14 protein-coding genes, 1 pseudogene and 1 riboswitch are annotated in these 17,206 nt (G+C 46.4%); of the genes and pseudogenes, 7 read left to right on the top strand and 8 right to left on the bottom strand.

All coding sequences use genetic code 11. From position 1 onward, the window contains the following. The 3 genes and pseudogenes from V6C93_RS26475 to V6C93_RS26465 form a co-directional block, all read right to left on the bottom strand. Nucleotides 1–674, bottom strand: a pseudogene (locus V6C93_RS26475) (hypothetical protein); the annotation flags it as partial. Nucleotides 675–1,189: 515 nt separating this feature from the next. After that, complete coding sequence (locus tag V6C93_RS26470) at nucleotides 1,190–2,659, bottom strand: hypothetical protein (protein WP_333479660.1); 1,470 nt, start codon at nucleotides 2,657–2,659, stop codon at nucleotides 1,190–1,192. A gap of 348 nt (nucleotides 2,660–3,007) precedes the next feature. Next, complete coding sequence (locus V6C93_RS26465) at nucleotides 3,008–3,769, bottom strand: HAD family hydrolase (RefSeq protein ID WP_333479659.1); 762 nt, start codon at nucleotides 3,767–3,769, stop codon at nucleotides 3,008–3,010. A 224-nt stretch (nucleotides 3,770–3,993) separates the two neighbouring features. Between V6C93_RS26465 and V6C93_RS26460 the strand changes: the two genes are divergently transcribed. The 3 genes from V6C93_RS26460 to V6C93_RS26450 all read left to right on the top strand — a co-directional run bounded on the left by V6C93_RS26460 (nucleotide 3,994) and on the right by V6C93_RS26450 (nucleotide 6,847). Beyond that, nucleotides 3,994–4,194, top strand: coding sequence for a hypothetical protein (locus V6C93_RS26460; protein ID WP_333479658.1), 201 nt, complete (start codon nucleotides 3,994–3,996; stop codon nucleotides 4,192–4,194). Between the two features lie 8 nt (nucleotides 4,195–4,202). Then, complete coding sequence (locus V6C93_RS26455; RefSeq protein WP_333479657.1) at nucleotides 4,203–4,952, top strand: superoxide dismutase; 750 nt, start codon at nucleotides 4,203–4,205, stop codon at nucleotides 4,950–4,952. Nucleotides 4,953–5,614: 662 nt separating this feature from the next. Beyond that, a complete protein-coding gene (locus V6C93_RS26450; RefSeq protein ID WP_333479656.1) occupies nucleotides 5,615–6,847 on the top strand; it encodes a DUF4912 domain-containing protein in 1,233 nt (410 codons plus the stop codon). 102 nt (nucleotides 6,848–6,949) lie between these two features. Here V6C93_RS26450 and V6C93_RS26445 read toward each other — a convergent pair whose 3' ends face one another. The 5 genes from V6C93_RS26445 to V6C93_RS26420 all read right to left on the bottom strand — a co-directional run bounded on the left by V6C93_RS26445 (nucleotide 6,950) and on the right by V6C93_RS26420 (nucleotide 12,806). Next, nucleotides 6,950–7,327: a DUF1636 domain-containing protein gene (locus V6C93_RS26445; RefSeq protein ID WP_333479655.1), complete on the bottom strand. Its 378-nt coding sequence runs from the start codon at nucleotides 7,325–7,327 to the stop codon at nucleotides 6,950–6,952. Continuing rightward, nucleotides 7,327–8,493, bottom strand: a complete 1,167-nt coding sequence (locus V6C93_RS26440) for a hypothetical protein (protein ID WP_333479654.1) — start codon at nucleotides 8,491–8,493, stop codon at nucleotides 7,327–7,329. Before V6C93_RS26440 ends, V6C93_RS26445 begins: the two co-directional genes overlap by 1 nt. 270 nt (nucleotides 8,494–8,763) lie before the next feature. Further along, a riboswitch (cobalamin riboswitch) is annotated at nucleotides 8,764–8,914 on the bottom strand. 147 nt (nucleotides 8,915–9,061) lie between these two features. After that, the gene (locus V6C93_RS26430) at nucleotides 9,062–9,709 is read right to left on the bottom strand and encodes a fasciclin domain-containing protein (RefSeq protein ID WP_333479652.1); all 648 of its coding nucleotides are present in this window, start codon (nucleotides 9,707–9,709) and stop codon (nucleotides 9,062–9,064) included. A gap of 210 nt (nucleotides 9,710–9,919) precedes the next feature. Beyond that, complete coding sequence (locus V6C93_RS26425; RefSeq protein WP_333479651.1) at nucleotides 9,920–11,665, bottom strand: ABC transporter ATP-binding protein; 1,746 nt, start codon at nucleotides 11,663–11,665, stop codon at nucleotides 9,920–9,922. A 193-nt stretch (nucleotides 11,666–11,858) separates the two neighbouring features. Further along, nucleotides 11,859–12,806, bottom strand: a complete 948-nt coding sequence (locus V6C93_RS26420; protein WP_333479650.1) for a YdcF family protein — start codon at nucleotides 12,804–12,806, stop codon at nucleotides 11,859–11,861. Nucleotides 12,807–13,464: 658 nt separating this feature from the next. Here V6C93_RS26420 and galE point away from each other — a divergent pair. From galE to V6C93_RS26400, 4 genes are all read left to right on the top strand, one after another. Continuing rightward, entirely contained in the window at nucleotides 13,465–14,463 is a 999-nt protein-coding gene (gene galE / locus V6C93_RS26415; protein WP_333479649.1) for a UDP-glucose 4-epimerase GalE, read from the top strand. A gap of 207 nt (nucleotides 14,464–14,670) precedes the next feature. Then, a complete protein-coding gene (locus tag V6C93_RS26410) occupies nucleotides 14,671–14,970 on the top strand; it encodes a hypothetical protein (RefSeq protein WP_349262851.1) in 300 nt (99 codons plus the stop codon). Nucleotides 14,971–15,173: 203 nt separating this feature from the next. Beyond that, a complete protein-coding gene (locus V6C93_RS26405; RefSeq protein WP_333479647.1) occupies nucleotides 15,174–15,623 on the top strand; it encodes a hypothetical protein in 450 nt (149 codons plus the stop codon). Nucleotides 15,624–15,993: 370 nt separating this feature from the next. Further along, nucleotides 15,994–17,151 (top strand): glycosyltransferase, encoded by a 1,158-nt coding sequence (locus tag V6C93_RS26400; protein WP_333479646.1) that lies wholly within the window; start codon nucleotides 15,994–15,996, stop codon nucleotides 17,149–17,151. Nucleotides 17,152–17,206 lie beyond the last annotated feature (55 nt).

Below are 17,206 nucleotides of genomic sequence, written 5' to 3'. Positions count from 1 at the left end.
TCATACTTGAATCGCTCTTTGAGTTGTTTGGAATAGGTTCGTGCTGCTTCTTGCTGCTCTAGTGGCTTTCTCACATCGACGGCTTGAGAAACTAGTAGGTAAGAGCTGTAGCGATGGCTCCAGTGTTCTTGATTACGATTTTCATATTTGCCAGCAAATAGCTTCAGCTCTTGGTAATCTTGGCTGTTGACAAAGTTGCGTCGCCACAGTGTCAGGCGTTTAAGAGTAACAGTACATATTGTTTGAGTGTTCAGCGAAGTTGAAAGCAGTTGCACTAATTGCTGTACATACTTTTGCTGCCTTGCCGCACTCCAGTTGTTAACGAGAATATAAAGTGAGCGTTTAGATGTATGAATGAAGGTTTCTTCGGAGCCTGAAGCAATAATGAAGCCTAGAGCGTGGCGAGGTGTTGAGTTGATAGCTTCTGTTGGCTGAATAAATAAATGCTTAAAGTTCTGTAAAACCAACTCAGGAGACTGTTGTTTGAGTGCTTCCAGAAAAAACTGGCAGATCAAATCCTGCGCTTGTGAAAGAGAAAGATTTTGTGCCGATCTGTTCAATTTATCTAATCTTGCACTGGAAGGTTCCTTAGGTAGGCTCACCAGACTTTGCTCTAGACTCAGAACTAGAGGATGTTTAGTAGTGAGTTGAGGCAGGACGCTTGCAGATACCATACCACAGTTGGAAACTTGCACCCAAACAGTATCCAGGATTTCTTAACTATGCTGAGTGATTGAAAAGTGCTTGAGGTGATGACAGGTGTCCTAGCTTTGGGTGAGCAGAATTACTTATTGCCTGTGATCTTAGGCACAGTTCACCAGGGTTGGTACTCGCTCCACCCTGTTTGCGATTCACTGATGCGATCGCTACCCTGGGCTACGCTCTGCTATGGGCTACCAGAAGTTCCTAGGAAAAAATGCCGCGCAAACGTTAACAGGCGTTTGTTTGGTAGAAGGGGATGGGGCACCCTAGTGCAGCATGGCGAAAATAACTATTCAGTTGAAAAAGGTTAAAAAACTTACTGTACAAACTTTCTTTCCTTTTGCCTTTTGCCTCTTGCCTACTCCTACGAAGAACGCTACGCAAACTGCTTTTTTATACTAACAAAGCTAAAGAAGTTATCGCATCTATCTTAAGGGAAGTTTAGAATGCGTAACAGGCAAATGTACTTCATGCTAACGCTGCCAGTTCAAGCTCTCACAACACTTGTCTTTTCTCCAGTTAAGTTGTCTCGATGAATCAATTCAGACAGGCTATTCAGCCGCTCTTTTAATTTTTTGGCTTCACCTTTTATTTGAGAAAAAATTCGATAGAAATTTCCCTTTTCGTTGCCATTGGTCTCTGGTTGACAGTCTGACATATTTACCAAATCGTATCGCACGTCTTCGGCATAGATTGTTAATGTCAGCTGGATAACTTCTAAAAAATTCGTTAGCCACTGGCACTCGGATTCTGACTGGCATTGATAATTCTGAATGAGTTGAGCAAGACAGCATTCCAAATGAGTGTGACTTGACGGACAAATCAAAATAATTTTGAGCAGAAGAGTTGCTAACGTTAAAGACTTTCCTTGAGTTGCCAATAAAATGAATAGTAGAGAAGGATTTTTTCCATCGACTGTTGTCAAATATTCAATGACGCGATTACAAGTTCTCAGGAGCAGGCAATTATCCCAAGGCTGGTTCTCGTAGGATTGGTAGAGAGTGTTTAACACAGAAGCAAGCTGGGTCTTGATTGTCTCAGTTAAATCTTGATCACCTAGAGAGAATAATAAATAATTAAGAAGGCTTTGTTTAAAAAGTTTGTAGCGAATCTGTTGAGTTTGATTAAGGAAGATTCTAGCTAAACTGGCATAACTGAAGCGATTGCGCTGGTTTAAGATTTTCTGGATTAAACGCAGGACTTCATCACCGAGACGAGTTGGGTTCGGTAAGGTGCTTTGCTGGCAAGGTGCAGACGAGTAACGAGCCGTGTACATTGCCAGGTCAATCTTAAACCTCTCTTTAAGCTGTTGAGAGTAGGTTCGCGCTGCTTCTTGCTGTTCTAGCGGTTTTCTGACATCAACTGACTGAGAAACCAACAAGTATGATTTGTATCGCTGGCTCCAGTGTTCTTGGTTACGATTTTCATATTTTGAGGCAAATAATGTCAGGTCTTGGTAATCCTGACTATTGACAAATTTACGCCGCCACAATATCGAACGCTTAACAATAACCGTACATATCTTTTTAGGGTCAAGGGAGGTTGAGAGAAGATTCACCAATTCCTGTATGTACTGTTCCTGTCTTTCTGTATTCCAGTTGTTGACCAGAATATAAATAGACCGTTTCAACGTAGTCAGAAAAATTTCTTCAGAGCCTGAAGAAATAATCAAATTTAAAGCTTGACGAGGCGTTGAGTTAAGTGTGCCTGTTGGTTCAATGAATAAATGCTTAAATTCTTGTAAAACTACTTCAGGGGACTGTTGCTTGATTTGCTCAAGAAAAAATTGACAGATCAGGTCTTGTGCTTGTGGAAGAGAAAGATTTTGTGATAATTGGCTTGATTTGTCCGCTCTTGCAGAGGAAGGTTCCTTCGGTAAGTTTACCAAGCTCTGCTCTAGGTTCTGAACGAGAGGATGTCTACTAGTGAGACGAGGTAAGGTGCATGGAGATACCATAGGCGATCGTAAACTGGCACACAGTCAGTACCAGCAGTGCTGGAGTGCGCTTAGTGAGCGAAAGCCTTTGGAGACGATGATGGTTCTCTCTGTGTTCTGTGAGGAGAATCACCGAACTGTGCAATGGTGAATCACCTAAGCATGTGATCTATTGCACAGTTTACACGCTCAGTAAAGATTCTGCACTGATTTGCAATCGAGGTTTACAAGTGGAGGGAAACCTTCACCAATCTCTTCTGTTTTAGTGAAGGGTTTTTACGAGAGCGATGGGTGGGCATCTTGTCCGCCCCATATTTTTGGATAACTATTTTGGGAAAATCCCGGATTGGCGAATCGTTCCTTGAGCGATTATTTACCGTGTAGATGATATGCAAGTGCCATATCTAAGTAAATTCTATCTCCAGCATTTCCAGCGAACACCGTAAAGGGTTGATCGGGTTCTCCCAAGTGATTCAATACCAATAAGGCACCCGAAAAATTTTGGTATCGCGTATAGGTGTTGACGGTAACAACCGTCTTCAATCCCGCTTGAGAGGATGCCAATAAACCGTGATGCGAGTCCTCAAACACCAGACAATCCTGTGCTTCTAAGTTCATAGCCTTCAGCACGTAGTGATAAACATCTGGGGCTGGCTTTTTGGCTGGTACGATGTCACCTGCGGCAATCACCTCAAACCAAGATTGGCTATCTGAGCCAAGGGTATGATCTAATAAGGCCGTGACATTTGGTAAAGCAGCGGTGGTGGCGATCGCCAAGCGCATCCCTTGTTCTCTCGCCTCTTTCAACAATCGCTTTACTCCACGGCGCAATGGGATACACCCTTCGGCTACTAGTTGTTGGTAATACCGAGTTTTCGTGGCGTGAAGGTCGGCGATAAACTGGTCTAGATCGGTAGGATACTCGAAATCAGGTCGGTACTCGTCGATAAAAAAGCGAATGCGCTCTTTGCCACCTGCGATCGCCAGTAATTCACCGTACAACAAGACTGACCAATTCCAATTCAGTCCCGAGCTAGCAAAGGCACGATTGAAAGCCACCCGATGACCATCCCGTTCAGTATTCGCCAACGTGCCATCAACGTCAAAAATTAAGGCTCGAAGTTTACCCATGTAGACTAATTTTCCAGTGTTCTTGGATAAGACTAGCAGTCCAAAGGGTTATCCAAAACTTTGAGATTTTGAACTTAACAGCCAGACGAAACATGAACCTGACTTTTCACGGCATGTTTATAGACTGCTGGGGAAAAAGGGGAAAGGGAAAGGGTTAAAGGATTCATAAGCTCCTTTTCTCCTTCCCCGTTAACCTTTTACCTGTTAAAGGTTCAGAACTTTCCGTGAAAAGTCAGAACATGAACGGCTTTGGGCGATCGCTCTCTAAAGGGCTGGTTCAATCCTCAACGAGGATGAGGATTTCTTCACTTGGCATCCTCTCCCGTTATAGTCGGAGTAACGACTATCCCCGGTCTGTACAGGGGAAGAAAGATGAAAAGCGAACCGTTCGCAATTATAGTAAGGCTGTCAATTTCAGTAAGTAATCACACTTATGGCTCTTAATCGTCGTAATTTTTTAGCTTTACTCGGTTTTACTACGGGAGCAGCCGCTTTTGGAACTTTAGCATGTGTTGCTGAACCCGTTGCAAAACCGCTTCCAGATAACAAGCAAAATGCGGGAGGAGAGACGTTTAAACTACCACCTCTACCCTATGACTACAAAGCCCTGGAACCGCATATCGATGAAGCAACGATGCGCTTTCACCACGACAAGCACCATGCGGCTTATGTCAAGAACTTGAATGACGCCATCAATAAGTACCCACAACTCAAAAGCAAGAGTGCTGAAGACTTGCTGCGCAACCTCAACAGTGTGCCGGAAGATATTCGCACAACGGTACGTAACAACGCTGGGGGTCATGTGAATCACACCATGTTCTGGGAAATCATGGGTCCCAATGGGGGCGGTGAACCACAGGGTGCGATCGCTAAAGCAATTACAGATACGTTTGGCAGCTTTGATGCTTTTAAGCAACAATTCAACGATGCCGGTCTCAAACGTTTTGGTAGTGGCTGGGCTTGGCTTGTTCGCACCAAAGAGGGCAAGCTACAAGTCATCAGTACGGCAAATCAAGATAGTCCTTTAATGGAGGGTAGTATCCCCATCCTGGCTAATGATGTGTGGGAACACGCCTACTATTTGAAATATCAGAATAAGCGTGCTGATTATTTAACCGCCTGGTGGAACGTCATTAACTGGAATGAAGTGAACAAACGCTTTGAACAGGCTATGAAATCCTAAACTACTCGCCATAGAGCATCGGTTCATTGATGGTAGGGGCAATCCCCCCGTGGTTGCCCCGCCAGGGTTTTTCTGTAGGTACTTTCTGCCAGAGAAAGTCTGTTCCCACAAATCTGGAACTCTGACTGCGCTTAGAGGAGGTTGAATCAGTCGTCGGTAGAGACGCGATTGTTCGCGCCTCTACTTTTTTATTGTCATCAAATCTTGACTTTTCCAGCCAATCCGGCGAGGGCTCTAGGAGTGAGCCGAGTGGAAGTTCGGAAACATATGATCCCAGCTCAGCGGCTTAATGTCATAGTATCATGACATTTGAGTCCCACGATGCCTGTAAATTCGTCAATCTACCGGAAATCAGTCGATCAATCCCCTTGACCGTACCTAGGGATCTTCTGTTACATAGATTCATAAAGCGATCCCGAAGAAAAGCTAATTGCTTAGCCTTTCTGAGTTCATCGACGGCTGGCTCGATCCCAAATACCTGTATGAATGATGCTCCCTTTGACTTAGTCAGCAGGACATCACAAATCAAAAGCAGTGAGTGACTAAAAAGTTGAAAAGCCTAGAATTACAGCCTTGGAAGTGCTGTATGACAAACCCAATTTTTGCCTTTAATTCATCAGGATTGACATCCCTGCCGTCCTAACTATTGGAGAGCACACATCATGGCAAAAGAACGCCCACCCTTAGAAGAGATGACCTTGCGGCAACTGCGTAAAGTTGCTAGTGAATATGGCATCTCTCGTTACAGCCGGATGCGCAAGGCGCAGCTGCTGGCAGAAATTCAAAAGATACAACGCACGAAAATCTCTACAAGTCCATCTCGCACAGTGGAGGCACAAGAAGAAGTGGAAGCAGCAAAGTTTGAATTAGGTCAGGACGATCGCACCGGCGGTACCCTCGCTTCTGTCGATGAAGGATTAGCTGATTTACCAGGGGGCTACGGTGAAAGCCGGATTGTCCTGATGCCGCGTGACCCACAATGGTCTTATGCCTATTGGGATATTTCTAATGAGCATAAAGAAGACCTGCGACGTCAGGGAGGGCAACAGCTAGCACTGCGGATTTATGATGTCACAGACATCGACGTTAACAGCCAAAGCCCCCATAGCGTCCAGGAATATCCTTGTGACGAGCTAGCACGGGAATGGTATTTGCCCATGCCTGTGAGCGATCGCGATTATGCGGTAGATATTGGCTATCGCTGTGCCGATGGTCGCTGGCTGATTCTGGCTCGTTCCGCACCAGTGCGCGTTCCTCCTGTGTATCCCAGTGACTGGATTGAAGACCAATTCATCACCGTTGGTTGGGATGACGACCTGCGTGGCAAAACTGTTTACACCTTGGTTCCCCCCAGCAAGCGGAGTACCGTTACCGCAGAGGCAGGCAACCCCATCTACGACCAAATCTTTGGCATGGCAAAATCTGCCGAAGCTCAGCGAGTTGCTGGTTCTCTGTACGGTTCCATGCAGCAAGCTCCGATTCATGAGCAGTCACTCAGCTCATACGTCTTCCCCTCTGGCGTTGGCATGTGGGCTGTCCCAACGGTGTCTGGTTTAACAATGTCCGGCGTTGGTATGTCTGGGGTTGGCTTCTCCGCATCTGCGGTGCCAATGCGTCCTCGCCAGTTCTGGTTGGTTGCAGATGCTGAGTTAATTGTCTACGGTGCTACTGAACCGGATGCTACCGTGACCATTGGCGGTCGTCCCATCAAGCTCAATCCTGATGGTACTTTCCGCTTCCAGATGTCATTCCAGGATGGTCTGATTGACTACCCAATTATGGCAGTGGCAGCGGATGGCGTGCAAACTCGCTCTATCCACATGAAATTCAACCGCGAGACCCCATCGCGCAATACCAACACCAAAGAAGAAGCTGTTACCGAATGGTTGGTGTAGAGAGCTTGGAGTTTTGAATTAGGAGCTTCCAACAATAAATTCTTAACTCAAGTGAGATGTTTGAGAGGGGATATATCCCCTCTCATTTCTCATTATTAGAAATTATGAAACCGACGGAATCCGAGCAAGAACTCCATTTTTCAAAGGCTTAGGCCGCTCTGCCCACGCCAAATATCCCTGAGGATTCTCAAAATAAAGCTTTGCACACTTCAAGACGGCCTCTGCACTTTCTGTGGCAGGTAAGTCGCCAAATAGATAAGTGTACTTGCCAGGAGCCACAAAGGAAACCGCACAGGAGCGACTGCAAGCACTCATACATTCCGCTTCCTGAAGCTGAAACTCATCCCGCAATTCCCAGTCTGAGTAAAGTTCCTGCAATTGCTCTAATAACTCCTGTCCGCCGCTTTTCCCTTGCGGTTTTCCTTGTACATAAACAGTCGCACATGTTTTGCAAACAAATAGAACGTGTTGTGTACTCATCAATTTCCGTATCGCCAAACTGAGCGGCGTCTTAACTGAAGTCCAATAACTAAACCCAGCACTATAAAACTGGTGAAGTAAGCCAAGACAATTAACCGACTTTGTAGGGGAGGAGCCACTCCTTCTACAGCAATTTCTTTGACCACTTTCAAGGGTGAAAACTGGTGTTGAGCCTGGGGCTGGGGAGAAACTTCTACGGTAACTTTGTGAGGTGCACCATCAAAAAACTGTTGCTCCCATTTCAGCTGACCCTTTGTATCTGTTACTCCTTGATAAGCAAAGGCAACCCATTTATCCTCAAGTGGAGTAACTTTGATGTTTAAAATCGCATCAGTAACAGGCTGTCCTGTTTGAGTATCGCTAACTTGAACGGCTAAGTTAGCCAGTTGACCGACAGTTGCCTCTATATCCCCTGATAGTCGTGCTTCGACACCCTGAGACTGGAGCATGGCTGGCTCTTCCGAATTTGGAGCATGATGCTTGTGATGAGCTGTATGAGACTCGGCAAGTTCAGCGGTGATATTAATAAATAGTAAGGAGATAATCGCCACTATTATTGCCCCACTCAATAACAGTCTTACCCGTTGCGGTGCAATTTCTCCCTCTTGAATTTGTTGCTCTCCCCCCAGTACCAAACCGCCACCAATTCCAACAGCGAATAAAACCAAGACTAAAATGCCAAAATTGCGATATTTAATCGAATTTTCCGGCACAGATAATGTTAGAGTTTGAAGAAATGGGGTAAAAGCCTCCGCAACACTTGGAGTGACTTCCACTAGCAGTTGATACTTACCCCGAATAGGCAGCATTTGCTGAATTTGCAACTCACCTTTGGGAGCAACGGCCTCAAGATTGAGTAACTCCGTTCCCTCTACAATCGGAAAATCGGTGGGGAACCAAGGATTTTTAGGCGGAGTGAGAATTTGTAAGTGAATTTTGGCATTCTCTAGAGATTGTCCCGCAGCATCTAAGGCTTGCAGGGTTAATTTCACCGGAGACGGTGTTACACTTGCCTCCGCTTCAAAGGGTAAAATTTGGCTAATGGGTGGCTCTGCACTCAAGCGAATAGAAGGTTGTGGTGTCTGGGAAGATACCACTAAGCCGTAGAAAACTGTACCCATCAGGCAAAACATGCTGATGAGAGCAGCCACCTTAGATTTAAACATTACTGATGTTGAACTCCTGCTATCTCCAAACTCGGAGGATTAGTGACAACTCACCATGAAAGTGTGGTGACGTAGGGAATGCATCTGGTTATGAACCGCAGGATATGTAGAAAAGTAAATTGTCCAAAGTGTCAAAGCACACAACGAAGTGTAAAGTGTGGCTTGCACCGGCAACGATAGCGTCAGACGAACTGTCCGCTGCTTTAGGGAACCAAGAGTGTTAATTGAAGACGTTTTCATGTTTGACCTCGATCGTGTAGACCGCACATCTGAGTGATCACTATATCGGTGGGCATTCTGGCTCCTGAGTTCCCTATGGGTTAACTCAACACAGCTGCGGTACAGCGCCGGATTTGCACCGAACTTTCCCCGTTACCTCTAGTGGCTGACCCCCACTTGAACCGATTAGATTTTGGTACTTTACCACACTCACTGCTCTTGGTGGACAGTTATTTTTCTCACTTAATGATTTACTCAACAGCAAAGTAACCGACTGAAAACCAATTTTTGGCTCCCAATCGGTTACTTGTAGCAGTGACACAAAGCAAAGATTGCTTTTGTCTTGCTTCTACCTAGCAGAGCTACCGCTCGTGCTTGACGGCTTCTCCATAGGCGGCATAATTACCTTATTAATGACGTGAATGACGCCATTGCTAGCTTGAATGTCCGCTTTAACCACTGTGGCATCATTAACCCTGACGCCATTCGAGGACACCTTCACTTCCACAGGAGCACCTTCGAGAGTTTTAGCTTCGCCTGATTTCAATTTTTTAGAAGTGTTCTCACCGGGAACCACATGGTAAGTAAGAATTTTAACTAACGTGTCTCGGTTCTCTGGCTTTAACAGTTCCTCCACTGTACCTTTGGGCAGAGCTGCAAAGGCTTCATCCGTCGGCGCAAAAATTGTGTAAGGGCCTCCGGAGGCTAAGGCTTTATCTAAACCTGCTGCTTTCAACGCTGCGGTTAAGGTTTTGAAAGAGCCACTAGCAGCAGCCACATCAACAACGTTACCCCGTGCCTTTGTTGAGGTTCTGCTTGGCGAGGCAGATGGAGTCATCGGCTTAGGTTGGACTTGAGGCTGAGTCCTCATCGTAGGGGGTTGAGTCTGCATGTTGCCTGTTGGCATGTTCTGCGCGAACACCGGAAGCGTCACTAAAGCACTAGCTGCTCCTGCGATCGCAGCAAACTTCTTAACCGTCTTGGTAAGACTATCCATTTTTACCGAAGTCTCCTGTTAAGAGATATTAAAATTTATCACAGTTACTGTATTTTCATTAAAAACCTTAAAGCATCTATCTTTTGGAAGAACTCGGCACAAAAAAAGGCGAGAGCTTGAAAATAAGAGCATCGTACTTCTGCTCTCAGGCTACTTCTTTATGCCGTAAGCCAGAGGTAGAAGCCGAAGATTAAGGCTTGTCCGGAGTATTCAACGAAGTAATTCTTCTAATTGATGCTGACTCCAAAGCGATCGGTACACACCCTGACTTGCCAACAGTTCACTATGGCTGCCGCTTTGCACAATTTGTCCTGCATCCATGACAAAAATTCGGTCAGCCGTAGCCGCAGCTGAGAGTTGATGGGAAATAAAAATCACGGTTTTGCGCTGAACGCCTTCGGCAAGATTTGCCAGAATTTGGGTAGCGGTCTGATTATCTACGCTAGAGAGGGCATCATCCAAAATGAGAATAGGTGCATCCATCAACAATGCTCTGGCTAGAGAGGTACGCTGTCTTTGACCACCAGAGAGGGTGATACCCCGTTCTCCGACAAGCGTGTCATATTGCTGAGGGAAGTTGAGAATTTCGGCGTGGATTTGTGCTTGCTTGGCGGTATACTCAATATCCGATTGTTCGGCTAAGGGGTTGCCGTAGCGGATGTTGTTTTTAATACTGGTGCTGAACAGGAAGCTGTCTTGAGGGACATAAGCGATCGCACTTCGCAAGCCTTGCAATCGCATCCGTGTCAGATCATATCCATCCAAAAATAGCTGATTATCCTCAATATCCAACAAGCGAGGAATAGCATTAGCTAAGGTGGATTTTCCCGAACCAATGGCTCCTACAATGGCCACCGTTTCACCGGCATTAATCGTAAAGCTGACGTCTTTGAGTGCTGGAGTTTTTGCACCAGGGTAAGTGTAACTTAGATGTCGTGCCGTCAACTGACCTTTCACGGGTGTCGGTAGTTGAATCGGATTAGAATCATCTTTAATCTGGGGTTGAACAGTGAGAATCGACTCAATGCGGTCAATACTCACTTCACCTCGTTGATAGGCTGTAATGGTAAAACCTAAGAGTGCAGTGGGGAACACAAGACGCTCTGAGTAAAGAAGCAGCGCCACGAAATCACCCACAGTAATCTTACCTGAGGAAATCAACCCAGAACCTAGCCACAGTAATACCAGTAAACTGACATAGGCGAGGGCTTCAATAACCGGAAATAGAACGTTCCGAGTTTTTGCCAAATCCAGATTTGCCTCTAACAACTGTCCATTGAGGCGTCGAAAAGCTCGGCGTTCGTTTGTCTCCTGAGCGTAGATTTTAATCAGGGAGATGCCGCTCATGTCTTCCTGAATCATTTCGCTCAAGTTGGAGAGTTCTTCTTGTACCGTTAGTTGTTGGGTACGCAGCTTTTCACTAAAAAGCTGGACGGTAATCAGCATGAGGGGATAAACAGCGATCGCTAACAGAGTCAACTGCAAGTTAATTGACATCATTACCGGTAGCGTTAAGCCATAGGCAAATACAGTATTTGCCAAACTCAAAACCGCAAACCCCAACAGACGACGAATATTATCAACATCACTGGTAGCTCGGTTAATTAAATCTCCAGATGTATTCCGAGAAAAATAGGACGGCTCCAGCGTTAGCAGATGCTGAAAAATCTTTTGCTTGAGATCAAATTCAACCTTACGCCCTACCCCAAACAATAGGATGCGTGACACCATCCGAATCACCCACATCAATGAGGCGAGGAGAATGATCAGCCCTACAAAGCGCCAAGTGTGATCAAAGTCGAATGCTGTACGCAGTTCGTCAATACCATCCCTAATTAGTAGAGGGATATAGACACCAAGTCCATTGACAATCAAGAGGGCAAGGACACCTAGTGATGCGTCTAAAGAATGAGGACGCAGGTAAGTCAGTAGTTTTTGCAGCCTGGAGTTAGCCATGTTACAAATATAACAATTCTTAATTTTAAACGATTGCTAACTCCAGCATGATTGCATACAGATGCAATCAACCGGATTTGATATTACAACCTATTTTCATAAAAGGTCTAATAAACGAAAGAATCCCCCAGCTTCAAACAAAGGGGATTCTCAAAAATTTGTCTCTTAGACAAGAGAGGTTTATAGAGACTGTTCAAGTGGCTGTTGGAGATAGCCAGCCTCGTAAAGAGTAGTAGATGGTGGTATAGAATTCCTCAAGAATCCGCGTGCTAACGCTGAGGGCATCGACACTAGGGATAAACGATTGAATCGTAATGTTTCGTGCTTCTCTCGTTCCCGGCTCAGTCGAAACAAAATTAGCGGGTTGGGTAATGACGCGAATGCCGACTTGGGAAAAAGCCAGTCTAGCGCGGCGGCTATTGATGGCAGAGGTAACAAGGAAAATTGGTCTGTTTCCTATGGCTCGACTTCTCAAGATATCTTTTACCTGCTCAGCGCTTGTGCGAAGGTCTTGGCTTCTGGATTCAGTAACAATCTGACCTTGTGGAACACCAAATTGTGTCAGCACGCTCGCTACATTATTGGCCTCAGAACCAGCACTGGCAATTATGATCGGTTGATTCCCCCTATTGGTCTGCTCCTGATACAGCTGGGCAGCGCGACGGAGGCGGTTGCTGCCCTCATCCGTGAGCTGAATTTGTGGTCGGGGGGGGAGACTGGGTTGTGTGGTTCCCTGCCCCAGTACGACAATCGCCCCAGCAGGTGCCGCAGCCGTAGTGGCTGGCCTGGATACTTCCCCCAGTTCAAGGGGTCGAGCTAGCACAGTACTCACAATTGGAACACTTGAGATCAGTAAAATCAGCAGGGCTGCCATAATCAGGTTCTTCTTAAGCCCCTGATTCAAGGCTGCAGCTAGCAGCACAATAGTGGCTCCTACGGGTTTGAGGGGGAACGAGAGAATGCTCCATGCCGTTGCGACCAAGCGATCGTTGGGAAAGAAAAACGCCAGCACGATGATGGCAAACAGCAGAAACCCCCCAAGCAAGGTAAGATACGCTCTGGGGATTACTTTGAGTAGCAAATTGTAGATAATAACTGTGATCAGCAGCCACAGTAGTACCTGGGTAAGTAGTAAAAACATTGTTAAGAACTTCTAAGTTGTTGAAGGTTAGCGGTTGGTTGTGAGTTGTTAACCTCGCCAAGGTAATTGGGGAGTCGGGATTAGGGAGAACAGTTGAAAGTCGAAAGGACTAGCCGACGCTAGGCTGGTTCAGCGGCTAGGCGAACGGCTTCTGCTTTGCTGTACAACGTTCAATTTAGTCCCCTCTCTTGACCCTTCAAAATAACAACTTACAACTAATAACTGGTAGTACTTTTGTTTCAGTGTTGTTTCATCTGCTTGAACCAAGGTTTAAATCACTATTACACGGGCATTATACTCGCGATTTGCAGCAAGAATTGGCTAAAAGCCAGTCTTGATGCTATGACACGCGATAGGCTCGCTCAAGCGCAATTTTGGAGGAGAGACCTCGCCACGAGAGATTGAGCCAAGGCTCCTTAATCTGCTGTTTGGAGAAAATTCACGCAGGTACTCTAGGGCAGGGTCTAGCATGAAGTTTTAGGGAGTGGGCGTGTCGCAGAGGCACCCCCAGTTTTAGATTCGACATTCAGCCTTCCTCATTCCACAATCGGTAAGGAGCAAGGGACTATCTCCTTCGGTTCAAAGTTGACTTTGGACTCTAAGAGCTAACGTCTTTTGTAAAGTTAGGCTATAAAACGAAAAACTGGGAGAGTTTTAGGTGTCGCAAGTCAAACCAACAATTTTAGTGACTGGCGGGGCAGGGTATATTGGCTCTCATGCTGTGTTGGCACTCCAACGGGAAGGTTATCACGTTATTGTCCTGGATAACCTGGAATATGGGCATCGGGAGTTTGTAGAAGATATCCTACAGGTGGAGTTAGTGGTCGGAGACATCGGCGATCGCACAACCTTAGACAGGTTATTTGCCACTTATCCGATCGCAGCTGTCATTCATTTTGCTGCCTATATTGCTGTAGGAGAGTCAGTTACCCACCCTGCCCAGTACTACCGTAATAATGTGTCAGGCACACTGACACTTCTGGAAGCGATGGTGGCGGCAGGCGTCAAGAAATTGGTCTTCCCCTCGACCTGTGCCATCTACGGGATGCCCAAAGAGGTACCGATGATAGAAGACCATCCTAAACAGCCAATGAGTCCCTATGCCACGACGAAGTGGATGGTAGAACAAATACTGGCTGATTTTGATCGGGCTTATGATTTACGTTCCGTGGTCTTTCGCTTCTTCAACGCCGCTGGTGCTAACCCAGAGGGGCTAATTGGTGAAGATCACCACCCAGAAACCCACCTGATTCCCCTGGTACTCCTAACGGCTTTGGGGAAGCGCGATTCCATTTCTATTTGGGGTACAGACTACCCAACACCTGATGGTACCTGTCTTCGGGACTATATTCACGTCGGTGATTTGGCTCATGCCCATATATTAGGCGTCGAGTATCTGTTGCAAGGTGGCAAGAGTGAAGCGTTTAATTTAGGTAATGGCAATGGCTTTTCGGTACGACAGGTGATTGACACAGCGCGTCTGGTAACAGGTAGGGAAATCAAAGTAGTCGAGTGCGATCGCCGAAGTGGCGATCCCTCAATTTTAGTTGGGAGTAGTGATAAAGCTCAGAAAATACTCGGTTGGTCTCCCCAATACACAGACCTCAGTAAAATTATCGGCGATGCTTGGCAGTGGCATCAGGGGCGTCATCAATAAAATCATGCTCCAGAACCATCTATCCTGGAACAACTGGAGCTACACCGCTCTACTTTTGGGGGAGCCAGATGAAAAACAGCCGCCACTTCTTACGAATTAAGAGACTGTTTAACTACGTTGTTGGATTAAAAATTGCCGGTGAATAGACACACCCAGACTGGAAAGGCTCAAAGCAACTCAAATCCTGTAACCAAGGAGTCTCTTGAATTGGAAGCCCGACTCAGTCGTTTGGAGGCAATTGTGGGACAAATTGGAGAGGCCGTTCTGGCAACCACTGAGACTATTGACCGTCTAGCTGAGCGAGTGGATGCCCTCGCCATTCAAGTGCAACACCAAGGGCAACAAGTTCAACAACAGGGTTACCAGATCTTTGCCTTAACTGATGCGGTGCAAACCTTGGCGGAAGCCCAAAATGATTCTTTAGGGCAGTTAGGCCAGCTTACAGATACTCTGGGACGCCTTGCTGCTGCGATCGAAGCGACGGATAAACGAGAGGGTGAGGGGTAAGGAAGGACATCTCTCAGGGGAGATGTTCCGCACAGAAAGAGTCGAACAATTCCCCATATTCATTGGGTCAGGCGTATCCCCCTGTCTTCTCACATTCCCCCACTCTCTTTTTCATTAACGGTGTCATCCCGATAGGCTTTTAAGCACGGGAAAAATGTGCTACGACAACCAGAGCGATTACAACTCATTAGGAGAACATTTAGATGCATTTTCCGAGGCGGTACTTCGTCCTTCTTCCCTTGACGGCTACCCTTAGCTTATTAACTGTTAGCTGTAGTGAGAGCAAAGTGTCTCAGTGTAACAAGATTATCAAGGTAGCCAACCAGGCCGTCACTGAAGCGAAATCCATCACCAAGGGTGGTCAAGCGAGCGATTCTAAAGCGATGCTCAAGGCAGCCGATGCAATGGAAAAAGCGTCTAAAGACATGGAAGCTATCAAAGTTAACGATCAAAAGCTCCAAGACTATCAAACTCGTTTTGTTACCATGTACCGCGATACCAGCAAAGCTACGCGTGACTTCGTAGCAGCATTTCAGAAGAAAGACCGCTCAGCGGCTGAAGCGGCTTTGACCAATTTACAAAAAGCTACTACTCCAGAAAAGCAACTCGTCGAGGGCATTAACGTCTACTGTACAGATAAGAAATCCCCTTAAAACCCAGTAGCTTGATGCCTGATAGATCAGGTGGAAAAAAGAGTAAGTCAATCTCGTGATAGGAGTTCCGGCTTCTTTTCCCTCGTTCTTAAATAGCTTGACCAACGTGGGACAAGAGACATCGCCAGTGATTTACCTGCCTGCACCCACTCCGAAACATTGCTTTAAAATTGTCTTGCTCTAATTGATAACCGCTTACCAATGAAGTTTCTCATGAAACCTCAGGGGCATTCTACAGATGACCAAGAATGAAAGTTTGGAATCCTATTACTCTTACAGTAATCCTGAGAGTTTTCTCTAGTCTCAGTCCTCCTGCCCTGGGTGGCTCACCTTGGGATAAGCTCTTAATCACAAAAAGCCTTCTGGGTCAATGTCTTTAAAATATGCTGTGGTTCATGAGTGGTTGACGCCCAAAGCAACGGGTGGTTCAGAACTGGTGGTTCAAGAAATTTTGAAGCACATTGATGGCGATCTTTATGCCCTGATTGATTTTGAATCTACCAATCCCCAGAGTTATCTGTTTGGGCGCTCTATTGGCACAACCTTCCTACAACATTTGCCCTTGGCTGGCAACGGCATCCAAAAATATTTACCGTTGCTGCCTATAGCCATTGAACAGCTGGACTTATGTGACTATGATGTTATCCTTTCCTCTTCCCACTGTGTTGCCAAGGGCATTATAACTGCCCCCCAACAACTACACATCTGTTATTGTCATACACCCATGCGCTACGCCTGGGATTTGACATTTGACTACCTCAAAAGTAGCCCTATGGGGCGAGGGCCTCAAGGCTTAATCACACGGTATCTGCTCCATCAGTTGCGTCAGTGGGATGTCCTTTCGGCGAACCGGGTGGATTATTTCATTGCCAACTCCTGGCATACAGCAAAGCGCATCTGGCGCTGCTATCGGCGTCAGGCAACCGTGATTCACCCGCCAGTCAATATTGAGCGATTTTCGTTCCAGACTCAAAAAGAAGATTTTTATCTCACGGTTTCCCGTCTTGTGAGTTACAAGCGAGTCTCGTTAATTGTTGAAGCCTTCAATCAACTGGGACTCCCACTCGTTGTGATTGGCACAGGGCCGGAGTTGGAGGCGATTCGCGAACTGGCACAACCCAATGTACAAGTGCTGGGATTTCAGCCAGACTCTGTGGTTGAGCAGTATATGACTCGCGCCAAAGCCTTTGTTTATGCGGCCTGTGAGGATTTTGGCATTGCCCTAGTGGAAGCTCAAGCTTGTGGAACGCCGGTGATTGCCTATGGAGCTGGGGGGGCATTAGAAACGGTTCGAGATATTCGGCAACATCCGGACAGCGGTACGGGTCTATTTTTCCAACCCCAAAGTGCGGACGCGTTGATGGAAGCGGTGAAAACTTTTGAGAGGTCAAAAGGGTCGTTTAGTCCCGATAGGGGTCGCTTGAACGCGGCTGGGTTTGCCCCCAAAATTTTTGGCGATCGCTACCTGGCTTTTCTGGAACGCTGCAAAGAGGACTACCAATCTCGATGCTCTCCTGACAAATTCTAGTTTCCAGGGCTCTAGATAGCCGTAGCCAGCCTCTTGTGGCTTTATGATCTTGACT

It is taken from the genome of Allocoleopsis sp., from assembly GCF_036703385.1.
Taxonomy (GTDB): domain Bacteria; phylum Cyanobacteriota; class Cyanobacteriia; order Cyanobacteriales; family Coleofasciculaceae; genus Allocoleopsis.
Note: the sequence above shows the minus strand (reverse complement) of the source record. Positions and strands in the feature narration are given on the sequence as shown.

Coding starts and splice junctions, on each gene's coding strand:
- V6C93_RS26400 (WP_333479646.1), top strand. CDS start 15,994: ATGTCTTTAAAATATGCTGTGGTTCATGAGTGGTTGACGCCCAAAGCA.
- V6C93_RS26450 (WP_333479656.1), top strand. CDS start 5,615: ATGGCAAAAGAACGCCCACCCTTAGAAGAGATGACCTTGCGGCAACTG.
- V6C93_RS26425 (WP_333479651.1), bottom strand. CDS start 11,665: ATGGCTAACTCCAGGCTGCAAAAACTACTGACTTACCTGCGTCCTCAT.
- V6C93_RS26440 (WP_333479654.1), bottom strand. CDS start 8,493: ATGTTTAAATCTAAGGTGGCTGCTCTCATCAGCATGTTTTGCCTGATG.
- V6C93_RS26405 (WP_333479647.1), top strand. CDS start 15,174: ATGCATTTTCCGAGGCGGTACTTCGTCCTTCTTCCCTTGACGGCTACC.
- V6C93_RS26470 (WP_333479660.1), bottom strand. CDS start 2,659: ATGGTATCTCCATGCACCTTACCTCGTCTCACTAGTAGACATCCTCTC.
- V6C93_RS26445 (WP_333479655.1), bottom strand. CDS start 7,327: ATGAGTACACAACACGTTCTATTTGTTTGCAAAACATGTGCGACTGTT.
- V6C93_RS26455 (WP_333479657.1), top strand. CDS start 4,203: ATGGCTCTTAATCGTCGTAATTTTTTAGCTTTACTCGGTTTTACTACG.
- V6C93_RS26420 (WP_333479650.1), bottom strand. CDS start 12,806: ATGTTTTTACTACTTACCCAGGTACTACTGTGGCTGCTGATCACAGTT.
- V6C93_RS26465 (WP_333479659.1), bottom strand. CDS start 3,769: ATGGGTAAACTTCGAGCCTTAATTTTTGACGTTGATGGCACGTTGGCG.
- V6C93_RS26430 (WP_333479652.1), bottom strand. CDS start 9,709: ATGGATAGTCTTACCAAGACGGTTAAGAAGTTTGCTGCGATCGCAGGA.